This window comes from Paenibacillus sp. HJGM_3 (assembly GCF_045062745.1).
Taxonomy (GTDB): Bacteria; Bacillota; Bacilli; order Paenibacillales; family NBRC-103111; genus Paenibacillus_AA.
The window spans coordinates 50107-70009 of sequence record NZ_JBJGED010000031.1; the positions used below are offsets into that span (position 1 = coordinate 50107).

Below are 19903 nucleotides of genomic sequence, written 5' to 3' on the forward strand. Positions count from 1 at the left end.
CTGCATTCATTTTCCTGCACGAATATGGTACACTTCAAGAGGCTCCCCAACAAAGTGATGTAAGATTTACTTTGCGGGGACCCCGGGACTTTTAATAAGGGTGGATGCAGATGGCAGAGAATCATTACGTGAGCAGAAAGCAAAACCGAAGGAATGTTTATCTTTTTATCGGCTTCCTAATTGTTGCGGCATTGATTGGGGTCGGGGCGTTCTTTTACTTGACGCAGGACAAGCAAACGGTGGGCGACCCGAAGGTGTTGGAGAAGGTAGAGTGGGTCAAGCAGCCGAAGGACCATTATGATCTCATCGTTGTAGGTACGGATCCCGAAGGTGTCGTGACGGCTGTGTCCGCCGCGCGCAACGGGCTCAAGACGTTGTTGGTCGACGGGCGCGACCGCGAGATTCTCGGCGGATTGATGACGCTCGGCTGGCTGAACAGCCTCGACCATAACTATGATTCCGAAGGAAAAGGAATATTACCCGGCGGTAAGGATGATATATTGAACAAAGGGTTGTTCTCCGAATGGTACAAGCAGGTCGAAGGCGACTCGTTCGATGTGATAACGGCGGCCAATGCATTCTACCGGATGGTGAAGAATGAGAAAAACATCGACCTATACATGAAAGCGAAGGCGATGGACCCGATTACGGAAAATGGAGCCGGCGGCAACAAGCAAGTGACGGGCCTGACGATTACAAAGGCCGACGGCAGCGTTACGACGGTCAAAGCAAAAGCGGTTATCGACGCGACTCAGGATGCGGACATCGCCGCCGCGGCGGGCGTGCCGTTCACGATCGGGCGCGAGGATCTGGGCGACAAGGAAGCTCGCATGGCGGTTACGCTCGTGTTCAAGCTGAAGAACGTCACCCCTGAAGTATGGGAGCAAGTGAAGAAGCATCTGAAGAATGACGGCAACGACGGTACCGACGCCAACGAGCTGAGTGCGTGGGGTTATGGGGAGATGCAGCAATACCCGGCTCAGAACAAAGAGCGCGTCAAAATGCGGGGCTTGAACATCGGCCGTCAAAATGACGAGACGATCCTCATTAACGCCCTGCAAATCTTCGGGATCGACGGGCTCGACCCGAAATCCCGCGCGGAAGCGTTCGAGATCGGCAAGAAGGAACTGCCGTTCGTCGTGGACCATATGAAAAAGCTGTACCCGGAATTCGCCGGACTCGAGCTGGACGGAACGGCTCCTGAGCTGTATGTGCGGGAGACGCGTCATATGCAGGGCGAATACCGGCTGACGATGGTGGACGTCATGGAGAACCGCGACCAATGGGATCGGATCGCACTAGGCTCGTACTCGGTCGATATCCAACGGATCTCGCCGACGGATAATGGAGCGGTCATGAGCCATCCGCAAAAGTACGCGATCCCGTTCCGCTCCATCGTGCCGCAGAAGGTCGACGGCTTGCTCGTCGTCGGACGCTCGGCCAGCTTCGATACGCTGCCGCACGGCAGCGCACGCGTCATCCCTGTGGGCATGGCGACAGGGGAAGCGGCCGGCGCCGCCGCCAAGCTCGCCATCGACAAGGGCATGACGTTCCGTCAGCTGTCCGCCTCAAAGGACGATATCGCCGCGCTGCAGGACCAGCTGAACAAGCAAGGCATGGTGTTGAAGGCCTATACGCCGAAGCCGCAGGCGTTCATGCAGAGCAAGTCGTACGAAGGGCTGAAGACCGCCGTCAGTATGGGGCTCGTCATCGGCGGCTACGACAACAGCGGCTTCAACATGGACCCGGCTTCCAATCCGCAGCGGATGGTCAACCTGACGCAGGGCGCGAAGCGGGTGCTGAAGCTGTCGGGGGATGCAACTTCCGCGATTGCGGGCGTTCAGGATCCGGCCAAAGCGGCTCTGACGCTCGATCAGGCGGCGCTTACGATCGCCAAGGTCGCCGGTCTCAGTGTGACCGCAGAGCAAGCCGTGCAGGAGCTTCAGGCGAAAGGCTACTTGAAAAAAGAAACGGTTGACGGCATCGCCGATAAGGCGAAGCTGAACAACGGTGACACATACATGATGATTCGCGACTTGGTGAACAAAGTGAAATCCTAAGCAAGAGCCCCGTAAGGCCGAGAATCTGCCAAGCGGGGCTTTATTTTACGTAACACCAATAAGCACATGTAAGTGACCGGTAATTTATCCTTCCCTGTTCCCCTTAATTTGCCTATAGTAGGATCTAGAGGAGGCGATAATGGGATGGCGTATTCATTAAAAGAGATCGGGGATTCAGCTGAATTATTCGATTTGTTGGAAGGATTGGATCGGGCAGCAGCGCTTGAGGACAAGCGTGCGGCTTGGGCCGAGCGGGCGGAATCGATTCGGGAGGCGGTGCTTGAAGCGATGGGTCCCTTCCCGGAGCGAATTCAGCCGGAGGTGGAGTGGCTCGAATCGACGCAAGTGGAAGGGATCGTCCTGCAGAAGCTCAAATACACGAGCTGGGACGGCGACCGCGTCCCGGCCTACATGATTGCCCGTCCGGACGTCCTGGAAGGCGGTCACACGGTACCCGGAATTATGGCTCTGCACCAAACCGTTCCGCAAGGCAAAGACGAGGTCGCCGGCGTAAGCGGACGACCGGATATGCGGTTCGGCTGGGAGCTCGCGAGCCGCGGGTTCGTCGTGTTCGCTCCCGATGTGCTGAGCGCAGGCGAACGGATCTACCCCGGCATGAAGCCTTATCAGACCGCTCCGTTCCAGGAACGCTATCCTGCCTGGTCTATGATGGGCAAGATGCTCTATGATCATCAGCTGGGGCTCGACGTACTGCAGAGCTTGTCCGCCGTGGATGGAACCCGGATCGGAGCGATCGGGCATTCGCTAGGCGGCTACAACGCTTTCCTGCTCGCCGCTTTCGACGATCGGGTGAAAGCGACAGTCAGCAGCTGCGGCTTCAGTACTTTCGCGGGCGATCCTAATCCGGGACGATGGGGATTAAGGCCCGAATGGTTCAGCCATATGCCGAAGGTAAGCGACTATCTAAGGGACGGGACGATCCCGTTCGAATTCCATCAAGCGGCCGCGATTGCGGCACCGGTTCCGTTCTTCAACTGGTCTACGCAGCAAGACGCGATCTTCCCGCATTGGCCGGCGATCGCTTCGGGATTGCTGCGCATCGGCGAAGTGTATCAATTCCTGGAAGCGGAGCCGGAATCGTTCGTCTCCCTCCTCGGAGTAGGTCCGCATTCGTTCCCCTACTACGCTCGGGAGGCCGCCTTTGCGTGGCTGGAACGCCGGCTCCGTTAATCGTTCTAGACTTTGTAATCAAATTGTAATGTTACTTTCATCTTGTCTTAATATTGGGTGGATATAATGAATCTCGACCCCCTTTTTTGATATAGAACGACTTGAACGCCTGCAGCCTATTGCTGCAGGCTCTTTTCTTTATCGTCTTCGCCGTCGTCCTTGTTGTAACATTCGTGGCAATATAACCGTCCGTTCTCGGATACCCCGTCCAGGAATCCGTCTTTGCAATAGACCGGGGCTCCGCACGATACGCAATGGCCTACAAGCTCCATCTTGTTCCCTCCTCATCCGTAAAGTCGATCTATGGTACATTTTAGCACAATATTTGCCGGGCGGGCTTGACTTTGCCATGCGGCAAGGTTAGAATCTTAACTAATAGTTTCGGATTCATTGATGGGAATTAGTAATTCGTCCCCATGCCCCCAGAGAGGAGAGCCTAGGCTGCAAGCTTTCCGGCAATGCACGAATGAATGACATCCCGGAGAACAGCCGGTGAACGACGATATCGAGTTCATTAGCCGGATTGCGTAGGCGGGCGTTAACCGCATGAGCGCGTGCCATGGCTGTTATTAGCCGGGTGCGAATTTGGGTGGTACCACGGGTGATAATCACATCCCTCGTCCCTGACACATGTTGTCGGCGGCGGGGGATTTTTATTTTGGAGGTGGAGCGCATGAGCATTCAAAAGCCGAAAGGAACGCAGGATTTGCTGCCGGGTGTCGTAGAGAAGTGGCAGTACATCGAGGAGAAGGCCAGGGACATTTGCGCCCGGTTCAATTACAAGGAAATTCGTTCGCCGATCTTCGAGCATACCGAGCTGTTCCAGCGGGGTGTGGGGGAGACGACGGACATCGTCGAGAAGGAAATGTACACGTTCCAGGACAAAGGCGACCGCAGCATGTCGCTTCGCCCGGAAGGGACCGCCGGCGTCGTTCGCGCCTATGTGGAGAACAAGCTGTACGGGGAGCCGGACATCGCCAAGCTGTACTACATCGGTCCGATGTTCCGCTACGAACAGCCGCAAGCGGGCCGCTACCGGCAATTCCACCAGTTCGGCATCGAAGCGCTCGGTTCCACGGACCCGAGTCTGGATGCGGAAGTGATCGCGATGGGCTACTTGTTCTACAAGGAGCTGGGGCTGAAGGGCGTGCGGGTCGAGATCAACTCGGTCGGAAACCCCGCAGTCCGAGCCGTTTACCGGGAGAAGCTCCAGGAGTTTTTCGCGCCGGTAAAGGACCAGCTGTGCAAGGACTGTCAGTCGCGGTATGACCGCAATCCGATGCGCATTCTCGACTGCAAGAAGGATCAGCACTTCGGGGTCGGTGCTCCGTCCATTCTCGATTACTTGGACGAAGAGTGCAGCGTCCACTTCGGGAAGGTGCAGCAGCATCTAACCGCGATGGGCATCGTGTATGAGATCAATCCTCGCATGGTCCGGGGGCTGGACTACTATACGCATACGGCGTTCGAGTACAAATGTGCCGGGATCGGCGCCATCGATACGATCAGCGGAGGCGGTCGCTACAATGGGCTCGTAGCCCAGATCGGCGGAGACGATCAGCCGGGCGTTGGCTTCGGGCTGGGGCTGGAGAGGGTGTTGCTCGTGCTGGAGGCGCAGGGCGTGGAGATCCCGGCTGGACGACCGCTGGACGCTTACTTGATCGGCATGGGCGAGCAGGCGGAGGCTGAGGTCACGAAGCTGCTGTTCCAGCTCCGGTCCTCGGGCTTGACGGCGGAGAAGGATTACCAGAGCCGCAAGATGAAAGGTCAGATGAAATCGGCCGACCGGATGAAGGCGCGTTATGTGGCGATCTTGGGAGACGATGAGCTGGCGAAGGGCGTAATCTCGCTCAAGAATATGGCGAATGGCGAGCAGGAAGAAGTGGAATTAGGCCGGTTGGCCGACGTATTGAAGCGTTAACTTACATTTTAGGAGGAACCTTAGTATGCTTCTCAAAACCCATCATTGCGGAAAATTAGACAAATCCCATATCGGTCAAACCGTGACCCTGAACGGTTGGGTGCAGGTGCGTCGCGACTTGGGCGGCGTCCTGTTCATCGACCTGCGTGACCGCAGCGGTATCGTGCAAATCGTGTTCAACCCGGACTTCTCGGGTGAAGCCTTGAAAATCGCCGACCGGGCGCGTACGGAATATGTGCTTGGCGTGAAAGGCCAAGTGGTGGAGCGGGACAAGGAAACGGTCAACCCGAATCTGGAAACGGGCGAAATCGAAGTTCGCGTGACCGAAATTGAGATATTGAATGCGGCGAAGACGCCTCCGTTCTTCATCGAAGACGGTATCGAAATCGACGAGCAGCTCCGGTTGAAATATCGGTACCTGGATTTGCGCCGTCCGGAAATGCAACGAACGCTGCAGCTCCGCTCCAAGGCAGCCAAAGTGTTCCGCGACTTCCTCGACGAGAACGGCTTCCTCGACATCGAGACGCCGATTCTGACCAAGAGCACGCCGGAAGGCGCGCGCGACTATCTCGTGCCTAGCCGGGTGCATCCGGGCGAGTTCTTCGCCCTGCCGCAATCGCCGCAAATCTACAAGCAGCTGCTCATGGTGAGCGGCCTGGAGCGCTACTACCAGATCGCCCGCTGCTTCCGCGACGAGGACCTGCGTGCCGACCGTCAGCCGGAATTCACCCAAGTCGACATCGAGACGTCGTTCCTGACGCGCGACCAATTGCTCGACCTGATGGAACAGCTCGTCGTCCGTCTGTTCAAGGAAACGATCGGCGTCGACGTGCCTCGTCCGTTCCAACGGCTCAGCTATGCGGATGCGATGGGCAAATACGGCTCCGACAAGCCGGACCTCCGCTTCGGGCTGGAGCTGCAGGATGTCTCGGACATCGTGGCCGAGTCCGGGGTGCAAGTGTTCGCGAACGTCATCAAAAAGGGCGGCCAAGTGAAGGCGTTGAACGCCAAAGGCTGCGGCACTTGGAGCCGCAAGGAGATCGATGACCTGGGTCCGTTCGCGGCCCGTTACGGCGCCAAAGGCTTGGCGTGGATCCAAGTGAAGGACGGCGAATTCAAGGGGCCGATCGTGAAGTTCTTCAGCGAGTCGGAGATCGAAGCGATCAAGACCCGTCTCGGCGCCGAGGAAGGCGACCTGCTGTTGTTCTCGGCGGACACGAAGAAAATCGTCGCCGATGTGCTGGGCAACCTGCGTCTGAAGATCGGACGCGACCTGGGGCTCATCAATGAGAAGGAATTCAAGTTCGCGTGGGTTATCGACTTCCCGCTGCTCAGCTACGACGAAGAGTCGAAGCGCTACGTGGCGGAGCACCACCCGTTCACCCGTCCGCACGACGACGACGTCCACTTCTTCGACTCCGACCCGGGCCAAATCCGCGCGCAAGCGTACGACCTCGTGTTGAACGGCTACGAGGTAGGCGGCGGGTCCATGCGGATCTTCCGTCGGGAAATGCAAGAAAAGATGTTCGCGGCGCTGGGCTTCTCCAAGGAAGACGCGCAAGAGAAGTTCGGCTTCCTGCTCGATGCGTTCGAGTACGGCACGCCTCCGCACGGCGGCTTCGCGTACGGCTTCGACCGCCTCGTCATGCTGATGTCCGGCCGGACCAACCTGCGCGAGACAATTGCATTCCCTAAGACGCAGAGCGCGTCCGACCTGCTCATGAACGCGCCTTCCGAAGTGGAAGCGAAGCAGCTCGAAGACTTGTCGATCCGGCTGGCGCTCAAGCAGCCTGCGGCGAAGTAAGTGGGAGGCCGTATGCTGCATCAATTCTCAAGGACGGAACTCGCCATCGGCCCGGAAGGGCTCGACGTGATGCGCGGCAGCACCGTGGCGGTGCTCGGAATCGGCGGCGTCGGCTCGATCGCGGCCGAGGCGCTCGCCCGCACCGGCGTGGGCCGCATCATTCTGGTGGACAAGGATGTCGTGGACATTACGAACATCAACCGGCAGATTCATGCGCTCACGACGACGGTCGGCCAGCCGAAGGCGGAGCTCATGCGCGACCGGATCAAGCTGATCAATCCCGAGTGCGACGCCATCGCACTGCGGATGTTTTACACCGAGGAGACGTACGAGCAGTTTTTCAGCTATCCGCTGGACTATGTGCTCGACGCCTCGGATACGATCTCGTATAAAATCCACCTGATTCAGCAGTGTCTGGAGCGGAAAATTCCGATTATCTCCAGTATGGGTGCGGCCAACAAAATGGACCCGACCAAATTCCAGGTGGCGGATATTTCGCAAACGTCGATGGACCCGATCGCCCGGGTCGTCCGGCAGCGGCTGCGCAAGGCGGGGATCAAAAAAGGCGTAAAGGTCGTCTACTCGATGGAGGAGCCGATGAAGCCGCGCGAGGACGTAACCCAGCGGATCGTCCCGGAGAACGCCCCGGAGATCCGCAAGGCCCAGCAGCCGCCGGCGAGCAACGCGTTCGTGCCGCCAGTAGCCGGCTTGATCATGGTCAGCGTCGCCGTTCGCGATTTGTTGGACAAGGCGGCGAAGTCGGACAAGTCGGGTAATTCGGGCAATTCGGAAGTATAAAAAGAAGCACGAGAGAGAGAGCTGTCACCTGCAGGTGGCGGCTCTCGTGTCTATCTCAGGCATGAGGTGATCATTTTGAATATGGATTTATTTTCCAATCACGAAGCCGAGTCTTCAACCGGCAAGCTGCTTGCGGACCGGATGCGCCCTCGGACGCTCGACGAATATCTCGGGCAGGAGGCGATTGTCGGTCCGGGCAAGCTGCTACGGCGGGCGATCGAGGCCGATCAGGTGTCGTCGATCCTGCTGTATGGGCCCCCGGGGACGGGGAAGACGACGCTCGCACATATTATTTTACATCACACGAAGGGCGATTTCGTGCGGTTGAATGCGGTGGACGCTTCGGTGAAGGATGTGCGCGACGTCATCGAGCAGGCGAAGCAGACGAAGGCGATGTACGGGCGCAAGACGATTCTGTTCCTGGACGAGGTGCACCGCTTCAACAGCTCGCGCCAGGATGCTTTGCTGCCCGCGGTGGAGCAGGGCATCATCGTCTTCATCGGCGCGACGACCGAGAACCCGTTCCACTATGTGAACGGGGCGTTATTGTCGCGCTCCACGCTGTTTCAGCTGCAGCCGCTGACGCACGAGCACGCGCTCGCCGCCATGCGGCGGGCGCTCGGGGACCGCGAACGCGGCCTCGGCTTCCTGCCGCTCGAGGCGGAGCCCGAGGCGCTCGCCCACATCGCGCGGATGGCGGGCGGCGACATCCGCCGGGCGCTGAACGCGCTCGAGCTCGCTGCGCTGACGACGGCCCCCGATGCGGACGGGACGATCCGCATCACGCTCGAGGTCGCCGAAGAGTCGATTCGGCGGCCTACGGTGAAGGCGGACGAGTCGACGCAGTACGACGTCTTGTCCGCCTTTCACAAGAGCGTGCGCGGCTCGAGCGACGCCGCGCTGTACTGGTTCCTCCATGCCGTCGAGCACCTCGGCATGGATCCGATGGTGTTCTTGCGCCGCCTCATCGTCGCGTGCAGCGAAGACATCGGCCTCGCGAATCCGCAGGCGATGGTGCAGGCGGTGACCGCGATGGACGCCTACCACAAGATCGGCTGGCCGGAGGCGAAGTACAACATCGCCCAGGCCATCTTATTCGCGGTGGAGAGCCCGAAGTCGAATTCTGTCGCGGTCACCATTTCCCGGGTAATGGAATCGTTCGAACGGTCGAAATCTGTCGAAGTGCCGCTCCATCTGCGCGACGCCCATTACAAAGGCGCCGTCAAGCTGGGCCACGTCGGATACAAGTACCCGCACGATTATCCGGGCCATTATGTCGAGCAGCAATATTTGCCCGACCCGGTGCGGCATGAGCGTTTTTTCGAGGCGAACGGGCAAGGAATGGAAGAGAAGATGCGGCAAAATCAACAGCTGCGTCGAAGAGATAAAAAGGAATAATATGGGAATTCTCTGTTAGGTCATTTACCAAATCTTCACTTGCGGGTAACATTCGGATAATAATCGGGCGGTAAGATGAATATCGAGCGTATGAACAACCAGACCAGACGACATCATTCCGAGTAAGCACCAACGGCTCGCTGTAGGACGAGCCTCCCAACATGAATAATGATCTATTTTTGGGTGGAGACCATGAGAAAACCCGAAAGTAAAGGATCGATGTTTCCGGTCGGAGACGTCCTCTTGTTGCTTCGGTTTTTCCGGGTCTCTTTTTGCTGTCCGAAAATATCGTCTGCTCAAAAAAAGAAAGGGGGGACTAAGGGATGGCACATGCACATGCCCGTACAAGAATGGCGCCTGCGGCCAAAACCAAACGCTTCGCTCGAGCGGTCAGGGCCATTCGGAGGCATTGGCAGCTGTACTTGCTCATCGCGCCGGTGCTGCTCTACTTCATCGTGTTTCATTACATGCCCATGTACGGGGTGCAGATCGCTTTCAAAAACTTTATCGCAACGAAAGGCATATGGGGGAGTCCCTGGGTCGGGCTTAAGCATTTCAACCGTTTCTTCGACAGCATCTTCTTCTGGCGGCTCATCAAGAACACGATCGGCATCAGCCTATACGAGCTGGCCGTAGGGTTCCCGATCCCGATTGTGCTGGCGCTCATGATCAACGAGGTGCGGAATGCGAGGTACAAAAAGTTCATTCAGACGGTTACATACGCCCCGCACTTCCTGTCTACGGTCGTACTCGTCGGGATCGTCTTCATGTTCCTGTCTCCATCAAGCGGCATCGTCAATACGATCATCCGGGCCTTCGGCGGTGAACCGATCTTCTTCATGACGGAGCCGGCTTGGTTCAAGACGATCTACGTCTTCTCCGGCGTGTGGCAGCAGATGGGCTGGAGCTCGATCATCTATCTGGCCGCGCTGGCGGGCATCGACCCCGGTTTGCATGAGGCGGCCAAAGTCGACGGGGCTACCCGGCTGCAGCGTATGTGGCATATTAATGTGCCTGGGCTCCTGCCGACCATCGTCATCCTGCTGATCCTGAACATCGGCAGCCTCATGGGTGTCGGGTATGAGAAAGTGTACTTGATGCAAAATTCGTTGAACGACGAAAGTTCGGATGTGATCTCCACCTACGTCTATCGGAGCGGATTGCTGGGCTCACAGATCAGCTTCGCTTCCGCGGTCGGGCTGTTCAATTCGGTCGTCAATTTTACTCTGCTGCTCAGTGTCAACCGAATCGCGAGAGCGGTGAATCAATCCAGCTTGTGGTAGGGAAGGAGGAGTTGGAAGATGGAAATCCGAAGCACGGGGGATAAAGTGTTCGACGCAATCATCAACGCGATGCTGGCGGCTGTCGTCATTGTCGTCCTGTATCCCTTAGTCTTCGTGCTGAGCGCTTCGATCAGCGACCCGGCCTCGGTGTTGAACGGCGAGATGTGGTTATGGCCCAAACAAATTAGTGCGGTAGGGTATCAAAAAGTATTCGAAAACAAGGACCTGCTGAACAGCTATCTGAACACGATTGTGTATACGGTAGTCGGCACGGCGATCAACCTCGCGATGACCGTCATGGCGGCCTTCCCTTTGTCGCAAAAAAGCTTTTATGGCCGCAACCTGTTCATGGCCATCATGGTGTTTACGATGTTTTTCAGCGGCGGTCTCATCCCCACTTACATGCTGGTCAAGCAGCTCGGCATGCTCGATACGATGTGGGCGCTCATCATCCCGGGAGCCGTGTCGGTGTGGAATATCGTCATCATGCGGACGTTTTTCCAATCGAGCATCCCTGGTGAGATCCAGGAAGCCGCCGCCATCGACGGCTGCTCCGATTGGAGAACGCTGTGGCAAATCGTACTGCCGTTGTCGCTGCCGATTCTGGCGGTCATGGTACTGTTCTATGCGGTAGGCCATTGGAACGCCTATTTCAGTGCGCTGATCTACTTGTCCGATCGGGAGCATTACCCGCTGCAGCTGATCTTGCGTGAGATTCTGATCAAAGGCGAGATGGAAGGCATGGTGAACGTGGGGGATGCCTCGCATGCCAAAACTCTGATGGATCAAGAGGCGGTCAAATACGCCGTGGTGGTTGTGGCCAATTTGCCGATTTTGCTGCTGTACCCGTTCCTGCAAAAGTATTTTGTCAAAGGCATTATGATCGGGGCTCTGAAAGGCTAAAGAGATTACACTCATGGGAGGAAAGAGAAATGAACTGGAAGAAATGGACTGCGATTACGATGACCTCGGTCATGGCTGTCAGCTTGGCAGCCGGCTGCAGCAAGACGGAGGAAGGCAAGGGGACCGGGGAAAAGGGGCAAGGAAACGGCGCGAAGACGGAATCGAATGTGAATGCCGCCGGATTGCCCATCGTGAAGCAGCCGATCGAGCTGACGTTCTTCACCGGCCTGGCCGATACGAACGGCAGCAACCCGTTTGAGGAACGGCTCGTCTGGAGCGAATATGCGAAAATGACGAACGTGAAAGTGAATTTTCAAACCGTCCCGTTCACCAGCCTGACGGAAAAACGTAACTTGGCGCTCGCCAACGGAGATTATCCCGATGCGTTTTATTCGGCTCGCGTACCGGCGGCCGACCTGATGAAATACGGCGGCCAGGGCGTGTTCGTCAAGCTGAACGATTACATCAACCAATACGCCCCCAATTTGAAAAAGCTGATGGACAAATATCCCGATTTGCGCAAAGCTCTGACCATGCCGGACGGCAATATTTATTCGTTCCCTTCGTTCTACAGCCCGGAATTCCTGCCGATGCTGATCGGAACCCCGCTCTGGGTCAAGCAGGACTGGCTCGCCAGGCTGAATATGAAAGAGCCGCAAACGACGGAGGAGCTGTACGCCTATTTGAAAGCCGTCAAGGCGAACGATCTGAACGGAAACGGTCAGGCCGACGAGATCCCGTACAGCGGAACCGGCATCGGGCCGCTGATCGATCAAATCAAAGGCGCCTGGGGCATCGGCACCCGCGGTCTCGGGCACAAATTCGTCGACATCGATCCGAAAACGAACGAGCTTCGCTTTTTCCGCCTGACCAATAACAACAAGGAATTGCTGCAATACGTGAACAAGCTGTACACGGAAGGCTTGATCGATAAAGACGTGTTTACCCAGAACGGCAATGCGCTTTATGCTAAGGGCGCGAAAAACGTACTGGGCGCTACGATCAATCCGAACCCGAAGACGCAGTTCAACGGAGAAGGCTACTTCGGCCTCGGCGCCCTGAAAGGCCCGAACGGCGATCAGCTGTACACGCACATCAAGGTGCCGATGGTATGGCCGGGTGCGTTCGTCCTCACCAACAAGAATAAAAATATCGAAGCGACGATCCGCTGGATGGACCACTTCTTTAGCGACGAGGGCGCGCAGTTCTACTTCATGGGCGTGGAAGGGAAGAGCTACACGAAGCAGGCCGACGGCAATCTGGAATTCGTGGACGAGATTAAGAAAAATCCGAACGGTCTCACGCTGGACCAGGCGCTCCAAAAGTACGTGACCTGGATGGGCGGCAGCTACCCGGGTTATGTGCAGGCGAAATATTTCAAAGGCTCCGAGACGCTGCCGGAGTCGATGGACGCGGGCAAAAAGGCGCAGCCTTACGCGCTGAAAGAGCTCTGGTACAACTTCAACTTCACTGAAAGCGAAACGGAGTATATGTCATCGAAGGGTGCGGAAATTCAAAAGTATATCGATGAGATGGAAGCGAAGTTCATCACGGGCGCGACTCCGTTCAGCGAGTGGGACAAGTATGTGACGACCGTTAAGAACATGGGTGTGGATCAATATATGAAAACGTACAAAGCCGCTTACGACCGTTATAACAGCAGCAAGTAAATGCAGTAAAAATGCAGGAAAAGAAGCACCGGCCCGCTTCGCCATTCAGGCGAAGTTGGGCCGGTTTGCGTTAGAGTTTGCATTTCAGCTTGCGTCGGGCAGCCACCTGCTTACGGCAGCGTCTCCATAAACCGCTGCGCCGCTGACGATAGCGGCACGTCGCGCAGCGTGATCAGCCCGACGCGCCGCGGCGGAATCGGCGGATCGAGCGCGACCTCGCGCAGGACGCCGCTCTCCAGCTCGTCGCGGACGAAGTTGCGGATCACGCACGCCAGGCCGAGCCCGATGCGTGCGAACTGCACGAGCAGCTCGATGCTGCCGAGCTCGATCTCAGGCGTCAGAGCGACGCCGTGCTCCTGGGCGTAGCGGTCGATGTACCGCCGCGTCCCGCTCGCTCGCTCGAGCATCAGCAGCGGATTGGCTGACAGTTCCTGCACGGTTAGCGGACGATCGGGCAGACGAGCGAAGCCCGCCCCGCTCACGAAGCAATCCTGCAGCTCGATGCTCTCCCGCACGTGCAGCATCGGGTCGTCGGTCAGCAGCGGAAGATTGACGATGCCGAAATCGATGTGGCCTTCCTTCAGCAGCTTCACCGTTTCCTGGGTCGTTCGGTTCGTCACCTGGAACCGGATCGACGGATGCTGTTGATGGAAGCCTTCGAGATACGGCAGCAGGAAGTACCGGCAGAGCGTATCCCCGGCCCCGATCCGGATTTCGCCTTCCTCTAGCAAGTGCATGGCCGCGAGCTTCTTCTCCCCCGCCTCAATGAGATGGTACGCCTGCGAGATAAATCGGAACAGCACCTCGCCCTCCGAGGTCAGCTTCACGCCCTTCGCCGTCCGCAGGAAGAGAGGCCCGCCCAGCCGGCTCTCCAGCTGCTTGATCGCATGGCTGACCGCGGGCTGCGTGATGTACAGCTCCTCCGCCGCGCGAGTGAAGCTTCCGGCCTGCGCTGTCACATAGAACACCCGATAGCTTTCCAGATTATCAATCATCTCACAACTCCCCATCCCATAAATCAGACTAATATAAACTATCAACAGGATTCATTTTATTTATGGCAACAACGCCATTATAATGGGAAATGTAAGAAGAATACAAGTTCGATGGGAAAGGGGTCGTTCCAATGCCGGTTACGGCGATTGTGGGGGCTAACTGGGGAGACGAAGGCAAGGGCAAAATGACGGACGTGCTGGCCGGAGGAGCCAAAGTCGTCATTCGATATCAAGGCGGCAGCAACGCGGGGCATACGATCATCAACGAGTACGGGAAGTTCGCGCTGCATCTGCTGCCATCCGGCGTATTCGCCCGCGGGGTCGTGAATGTGATCGGTCCGGGGGTCGCTTTTCATACCGGCGATTTTCTGAAGGAGCTGAATCAGCTGCTCGACAAAGGCGTTCCGGCGCCCGACATCCGGATCTCCGATCGGGCTCAGCTCGTGCTGCCTTACCACCGGCTGTTCGACGCGCTGGAGGAAGAACGGCTCGGCGCCCGCCAGTTCGGCTCCACCAAGACCGGCATCGCTCCTTTCTATGCCGATAAATACTTGAAGATCGGCGTCCAGATCGCCGATCTGTACAATGAAGATCGCCTCCGCGAGCGGCTCTCCGCCGCCCTGGAGGCGAAGAACGTGCTGCTGCAGCACCTGTACGGCCAGCCTCCGCTCACCGCGGAGGAGCTGATGCAGCCGCTGCTGCAGGATGCGGAGCGTATCGCGCCGTACGTCTGCGATACGACAAGGCTGCTGCGCGACGCCCTGTCCCGAGGTGAGTCGATTCTCGCCGAAGGGCAGCTGGGCGCGCTGCGCGACCCCGATCACGGCATCTACCCGTTCTCGACGTCGTCGTCGACGCTCGCCGGGTTCGCCGCCGTGGGCGCCGGGCTGCCGCCCGCGGAGATCACCCGCGTCGTCGCCGTGACGAAGGCGTACTCAAGCTGCGTCGGCGCCGGCCCGTTCGTCACCGAGATCGACGGCGACGACGCTGACGAGCTGCGCCGGCGGGGCGGCGACGCCGGCGAGTTCGGCGCCACGACCGGCCGGCCGCGGCGGATGGGCTGGTTCGACGCGGTGGCCACCCGCTACGGCTGCTACGTGCAGGGCGCGACGGAGGTCGCGCTGACGAACCTGGACGTCCTCGGCTACTTGGACGCCATCCCGGTATGCACCGCCTATGAGCTCGACGGTGCACAGACGGACGACTTCCCGGTATCCGCGAAGCTGGACCGCGCGAAGCCGGTCCTGACGACGCTGCCGGGATGGCAGACCGACATCACGGCGGTGCGCGAATTCGACGCGCTCCCGCCGGCCGCCCAGCACTACGTGCTGGAGCTGGAGCGGATGATCGGCGTTCGCATCCGCTGGGTGTCCGTCGGCCCGCGCCGGGATCAGATCATCGACCGCGGCTAATAGAGCGAAAGAAAAAGCATGCGTTTCTCCGAGAACCGGAGGACGCATGCTTTTTTACGCTCTTTCAAGCACATCCGCGACTATTTTCACTAAAAATGCGTCAATTCGGCCTATTCCAGCCGCTTCGCCCAGCCCGTACAATTTGGGTTAAGCGTCGGCCATCGGCTTGACGCGGTCGATGATCGCCCCGCCCAGGCACACATCGCCATCGTAGAACACGACGGCTTGTCCGGGGGTGACCGCCTTTTGCGGCTCGTCGAAGACGATCTCGCATGTCGTGTCGCCGGTGAACCGCACAGTGACGCCTTGATCCGGCTGCCGATAGCGGAACTTGGCGGTGCAGTGGACAGGCCCTTCCGGCCGCACCGGACTGATCCAGTTCAGATCGGTCGCGTCCAGCCCGACGGAGTACAGCATCGGGTGCTTATCCCCTTGAACGACATACAGGATGTTGCGCTCCAGGTCTTTGCCGGCGACGAACCAGGGCTCACCGCTGCCGGAGCCGCCGATGCCGAGCCCTTGGCGCTGCCCGAGCGTGTAGTACATCAGCCCGTCGTGCGTCCCCTTCACGTTGCCGTCGAGGTCGCGCATCTCGCCCGGCTTCGCCGGCAAGTAGCCGCTCAAGAATTCCTTGAAGTTGCGCTCACCGATGAAGCAGACGCCGGTGCTGTCCTTCTTCTTCGCGGTAGCGAGCCCGGCTTCCAGCGCGATCTCGCGGACCTTCGCCTTCGGCAGATGCCCGATCGGGAACATCGCCTTGGACAGCTGCCCTTGATTCAGCGCATTCAGGAAGTAGGTTTGGTCCTTGCCCGCATCGACGCCCCGCAGCAGCCGGTACTCTCCGTCCGCTTGCTCCACGCGGGCATAGTGGCCGGTGGCCATGTAGTCGGCGCCGAGCGTCAGCGCCTTTTGCAGAAACTCGCCGAACTTGATCTCCCGGTTGCACATGACGTCCGGGTTCGGCGTCCGGCCTTTGCGGTATTCGTCGAGGAAGTACGTGAACACCTTGTCCATGTACTCCTTCTCGAAGTTCACCGTGTAGAACGGAATGCCGATCTGGGCGCACACCCGGCGGACGTCTTCGGCGTCCTCTTCGGCGGTGCAATGGCCGAATTCGTCCGTGTCGTCCCAGTTTTTCATGAAGATCCCGATGACGTCATAGCCTTGCTGCTTCAGCAAAAGGGCCGTCACCGAGGAGTCGACGCCGCCGGACATGCCGACGACGACGCGGGTTGCGGCATTGGCCGCTATCTGATCCGGATCCAGTCCGGGCAATGTTACGGATATGGTGGAATCACTCATTAGCTTTACGCCTCTTTCCCTTTCAGACTTACTGGATTGTAATACAACATTGTATCACAAAATCGGACAACCTGCTCTAACCCCGTGAAGTGATCGTAGTCCCGGTTCCATAATTTCGGCCGGATTGTGGTATCCTTGAAGAGAAGGGAGACGATCACGTTGCTATTCATAGACAATCGCGGGATAACCGACCCGGCCATGAACTTGGCCTTGGAAGAATATGCGCTGAAGCACTTGCCGGCGAACGAGGAGTACTTGCTGTTCTACATCAACGAGCCGTCCATCATTATCGGGAAAAACCAAAACACGATCGAGGAGATCAACGTCCCGTATGTCAAGGAACACGGGATTCACGTCGTCCGGCGTCTCTCCGGGGGCGGAGCGGTGTATCACGATCTGGGCAACCTGAACTTCAGCTTCCTGACCGACGATGACGGGAAGTCGTTCCACAACTATCGCAAGTTCACGGAGCCCGTCGTGGAGGCGCTTCGTCAGATGGGGGTGAACGCGGAGCTGACCGGACGCAACGACATCCAAGTCGGGGAGCGCAAAATATCCGGCAATGCCCAGTATGCCACGAAAGGCCGCATGTTTACTCACGGGACGCTCATGTTCGACTCGGAGCTAGAGAACGTAGTGGCGGCGCTGAACGTCAAGCTGGAGAAAATCCAGTCGAAAGGCGTGAAATCGATTCGCAGCCGGGTGGCCAACATCTCGGAGTTTCTCAGCGAGCCGATGACGATTGCCGAATTTAAGGACAAGCTGCTGCGCTCGATCTTCCACGATACCGATGTGCGCGAGTATGAGCTGACCGAGGCGGATTGGGACGCGGTGCGCCGTCTGGCCGACGAGCGCTATCGCAGCTGGGACTGGAACTACGGCCGTTCGCCCGCGTTCAACATTCAGAAGACGAAGCGGATCGAGGGAGCCGGTACATACGACGTGCGGCTGAATGTGGCGGGCGGTATCATAACCGAAGCTCATATCTATGGAGATTTCTTCGGAACTCGGGAAGTACAGGAATTTGCCGACATGCTGGTTGGCTTGCGCTACGAGGAAGCGGACATCCGCGATTTGCTGGGCAGGGTAGACCTCGCCCCTTACGTCGGGCCGGTTACGCAAGAACAGTGGCTGGAGCTGCTTTTCTAGAAACCCCACAAAAGTGACGTAGGCCTTCGAAGCTTATTCATGTTACTTGGCGGGGACCCAGGGATAAAAAAGTTACAATCTTTTCCGTGTAACCGGATAGGGATTTTGAAAAACTTTTCATGAGATTGTCAAGGATATGGATACCACAACGTAACGAACTATGTTAACATATATTTTAGAATGCTTCTAATCTTTTAACATTTCTCCTAATTGGACACAATTGGTGATATAGCTTGACGAACGTTTGATTGCAAATGAGGTGCTCTTTTGAAAATTTCGACTAAAGGCAGATACGGGCTGACGATCATGATGGAGTTGGCCTCCAAATACGGAGAAGGACCGACCTCTCTCAAGAGTATTGCCGAGAAACATCAGCTATCCGAGCATTACCTGGAGCAATTGGTTGCGCCGCTGCGCAATGCGGGGCTTGTGAAGAGCATTCGCGGCGCGTATGGCGGCTACATACTCTCCAGTCCGCCTGAAGACATTTCGTCCGGCGACGTCATCCGCGTGCTGGAAGGGCCGATCAGCCCGGTGGACTTCACCGAAGAGGACGACCCGGCTAAGCGTGATTTGTGGATCCGGATCAAGGACAGCATCGCCGAAGTGCTGGACTCGACGACATTGGCCAGTCTCATCTCATTCCGGGACGAAGGCAAGCACGACAACTACATGTTCTACATCTAGGGGCAGGGATCAACGATGCAATCCATCTATCTGGATCATGCGGCCACGACCCCGGTACATCCTGAAGTATTGGAAGCCATGCTGCCTTACTTTTCCCGGCATTACGGCAATCCCTCCAGTCTGCATGCATTCGGGCGGGAGACGAAGATCGCCATCAGCCGGGCAAGAGACGAGATTGCGCAGCTCCTCGGCTGCTCTCCGGCGGAGTGGATGTTTACCGGAAGCGGCACCGAGAGCGACAATACCGCCTTGTTCGGCGCGGCGGCCCGCTATGGGCGCGAGGGCAAGCGGCACATGATTACGACGAAGGTCGAGCATCATGCCGTACTGCATGCCTGCGCTCAGCTGGAGGAGCAGGGCTACGACGTTACTTATCTCCCCGTAGATACGACCGGACGGGTGAGGCTCGAGGATGTGGAAGCCGCTCTGCAGCCGGACACATTCTTGATCAGCGTCATGTATGGGAATAATGAAGTCGGCACCTTGCAGCCGATCCGCGACATCGGCGCTCTGGCCCGCGAACGGGGCATTCTATTCCATGTCGACGCGGTTCAAGCGTTGGGCTCTATCGACCTGAAGCTATCCGAGCTGCCGGTCGACCTGATGAGCTTCTCCGCACACAAGCTGTACGGCCCGAAGGGAGTCGGCGGGTTGTACGTTTCCAAGGCGGTGACCATCGCCCCGTACTTGTTCGGCGGCTCCCAGGAGCGCAAACGCCGCGCCGGTACGGAGAATGTGCCGGGCATCGTCGGCTTCGCCAAAGCGGTGCAGCTCGCCGTCGCGGGCCGCTCGGAGAAGGTAGACGCTCTGGAGCAGAAACGCGAAGTTTTCCTCACCGGACTGACCGAGGAGCTCGGGCCTGAAGGCTTCGTCATCAACGGCCATCTCGAGGAACGTTTGCCCCATATTGTGAATCTCAGCTTCCCGGGTACGGATACCGACACGATGCTCATGAATCTGGATCTGAACGGCATCGCCGCGTCCAGCGGATCGGCCTGTACGTCAGGCTCGCTCGAGCTGTCGCATGTCCTGCAGGCGATGGGCTTGTCCGATGAATTGACCCGCTCCGCGATCCGGTTCAGCTTCGGAAATGTGAACGATTTGCAACAACTGCAGGAAGCCTCCCGCCGAATTGGAACCATTCTTAGGCGAGTTCGTAATAAATAGAAAGCTGTACGATTTTTTGTAGTCTTGAAAGGAGGCGTTCCCGACAATCCGCGTTAATCATGCGTTACCTCACACATAGCTTATGCCTTTGAACATGAATCAAGAATGACGGATGCTTGGCGGCATAAGATGTTCGCCCGGCGTGCAATATATAGGGTATGTT

General features: G+C 57.8%; 16 protein-coding genes and 1 other annotated feature. Of the genes, 13 read left to right on the forward strand and 3 right to left on the reverse strand.

Annotated features, from left to right (window positions below):
* The first annotated feature begins 110 nt into the window (after positions 1–110).
* Together ACI5FR_RS27375 and ACI5FR_RS27380 are read left to right on the forward strand one after the other, a co-directional pair.
* On the forward strand, positions 111–2060 hold the full coding sequence (locus ACI5FR_RS27375; RefSeq protein ID WP_405460422.1) for an FAD-dependent oxidoreductase: 1950 nt from the start codon (positions 111–113) through the stop codon (positions 2058–2060).
* Positions 2061–2204: 144 nt separating this feature from the next.
* Entirely contained in the window at positions 2205–3251 is a 1047-nt protein-coding gene (locus ACI5FR_RS27380; protein WP_405460424.1) for a dienelactone hydrolase family protein, read from the forward strand.
* 116 nt (positions 3252–3367) lie between these two features.
* Here ACI5FR_RS27380 and ACI5FR_RS27385 read toward each other — a convergent pair whose 3' ends face one another.
* On the reverse strand, positions 3368–3523 hold the full coding sequence (locus ACI5FR_RS27385) for a hypothetical protein (RefSeq protein WP_405460427.1): 156 nt from the start codon (positions 3521–3523) through the stop codon (positions 3368–3370).
* Positions 3524–3632: 109 nt separating this feature from the next.
* Positions 3633–3879, forward strand: a binding site (T-box leader).
* 45 nt (positions 3880–3924) lie between these two features.
* Here ACI5FR_RS27385 and hisS point away from each other — a divergent pair.
* From hisS to ACI5FR_RS27420, 7 genes are all read left to right on the forward strand, one after another.
* Positions 3925–5172 carry a histidine--tRNA ligase gene (gene hisS, locus ACI5FR_RS27390; protein ID WP_405460429.1) on the forward strand — a complete coding sequence of 416 codons (1248 nt, stop codon included), beginning with the start codon at positions 3925–3927 and terminating at the stop codon, positions 5170–5172.
* Positions 5173–5197: 25 nt separating this feature from the next.
* Positions 5198–6976 (forward strand): aspartate--tRNA ligase, encoded by a 1779-nt coding sequence (gene aspS / locus ACI5FR_RS27395; RefSeq protein WP_405460431.1) that lies wholly within the window; start codon positions 5198–5200, stop codon positions 6974–6976.
* A gap of 12 nt (positions 6977–6988) precedes the next feature.
* The gene (locus tag ACI5FR_RS27400; RefSeq protein ID WP_405460432.1) at positions 6989–7774 is read left to right on the forward strand and encodes a tRNA threonylcarbamoyladenosine dehydratase; all 786 of its coding nucleotides are present in this window, start codon (positions 6989–6991) and stop codon (positions 7772–7774) included.
* 81 nt (positions 7775–7855) lie between these two features.
* Complete coding sequence (locus tag ACI5FR_RS27405) at positions 7856–9172, forward strand: replication-associated recombination protein A (protein WP_405460507.1); 1317 nt, start codon at positions 7856–7858, stop codon at positions 9170–9172.
* Positions 9173–9522: 350 nt separating this feature from the next.
* Positions 9523–10455: an ABC transporter permease gene (locus ACI5FR_RS27410; RefSeq protein ID WP_405460509.1), complete on the forward strand. Its 933-nt coding sequence runs from the start codon at positions 9523–9525 to the stop codon at positions 10453–10455.
* An 18-nt stretch (positions 10456–10473) separates the two neighbouring features.
* Entirely contained in the window at positions 10474–11358 is an 885-nt protein-coding gene (locus ACI5FR_RS27415) for a carbohydrate ABC transporter permease (protein WP_405460435.1), read from the forward strand.
* Positions 11359–11387: 29 nt separating this feature from the next.
* Positions 11388–13028 (forward strand): extracellular solute-binding protein, encoded by a 1641-nt coding sequence (locus ACI5FR_RS27420; RefSeq protein ID WP_405460437.1) that lies wholly within the window; start codon positions 11388–11390, stop codon positions 13026–13028.
* A gap of 110 nt (positions 13029–13138) precedes the next feature.
* On the opposite strand, the gene ACI5FR_RS27425 is transcribed toward ACI5FR_RS27420, so the two are convergent.
* Positions 13139–14023, reverse strand: a complete 885-nt coding sequence (locus ACI5FR_RS27425) for a LysR family transcriptional regulator (RefSeq protein WP_405460440.1) — start codon at positions 14021–14023, stop codon at positions 13139–13141.
* Positions 14024–14154: 131 nt separating this feature from the next.
* Between ACI5FR_RS27425 and ACI5FR_RS27430 the strand changes: the two genes are divergently transcribed.
* Positions 14155–15435, forward strand: coding sequence for an adenylosuccinate synthase (locus ACI5FR_RS27430; RefSeq protein WP_405460443.1), 1281 nt, complete (start codon positions 14155–14157; stop codon positions 15433–15435).
* 147 nt (positions 15436–15582) lie between these two features.
* On the opposite strand, the gene mnmA is transcribed toward ACI5FR_RS27430, so the two are convergent.
* Positions 15583–16737 carry a tRNA 2-thiouridine(34) synthase MnmA gene (mnmA, locus tag ACI5FR_RS27435; RefSeq protein WP_405460445.1) on the reverse strand — a complete coding sequence of 385 codons (1155 nt, stop codon included), beginning with the start codon at positions 16735–16737 and terminating at the stop codon, positions 15583–15585.
* A gap of 159 nt (positions 16738–16896) precedes the next feature.
* On the opposite strand from mnmA, the gene lplA reads away from it, so the two are divergent.
* The 3 genes from lplA to ACI5FR_RS27450 all read left to right on the forward strand — a co-directional run bounded on the left by lplA (position 16897) and on the right by ACI5FR_RS27450 (position 19740).
* Positions 16897–17886: a lipoate--protein ligase gene (gene lplA, locus ACI5FR_RS27440; protein ID WP_405460446.1), complete on the forward strand. Its 990-nt coding sequence runs from the start codon at positions 16897–16899 to the stop codon at positions 17884–17886.
* A 267-nt stretch (positions 17887–18153) separates the two neighbouring features.
* Positions 18154–18573 carry a cysteine metabolism transcriptional regulator CymR gene (cymR, locus tag ACI5FR_RS27445; RefSeq protein ID WP_405460448.1) on the forward strand — a complete coding sequence of 140 codons (420 nt, stop codon included), beginning with the start codon at positions 18154–18156 and terminating at the stop codon, positions 18571–18573.
* A gap of 15 nt (positions 18574–18588) precedes the next feature.
* Positions 18589–19740, forward strand: coding sequence for a cysteine desulfurase family protein (locus ACI5FR_RS27450; RefSeq protein WP_405460450.1), 1152 nt, complete (start codon positions 18589–18591; stop codon positions 19738–19740).
* The last annotated feature ends 163 nt before the right edge of the window (positions 19741–19903 follow it).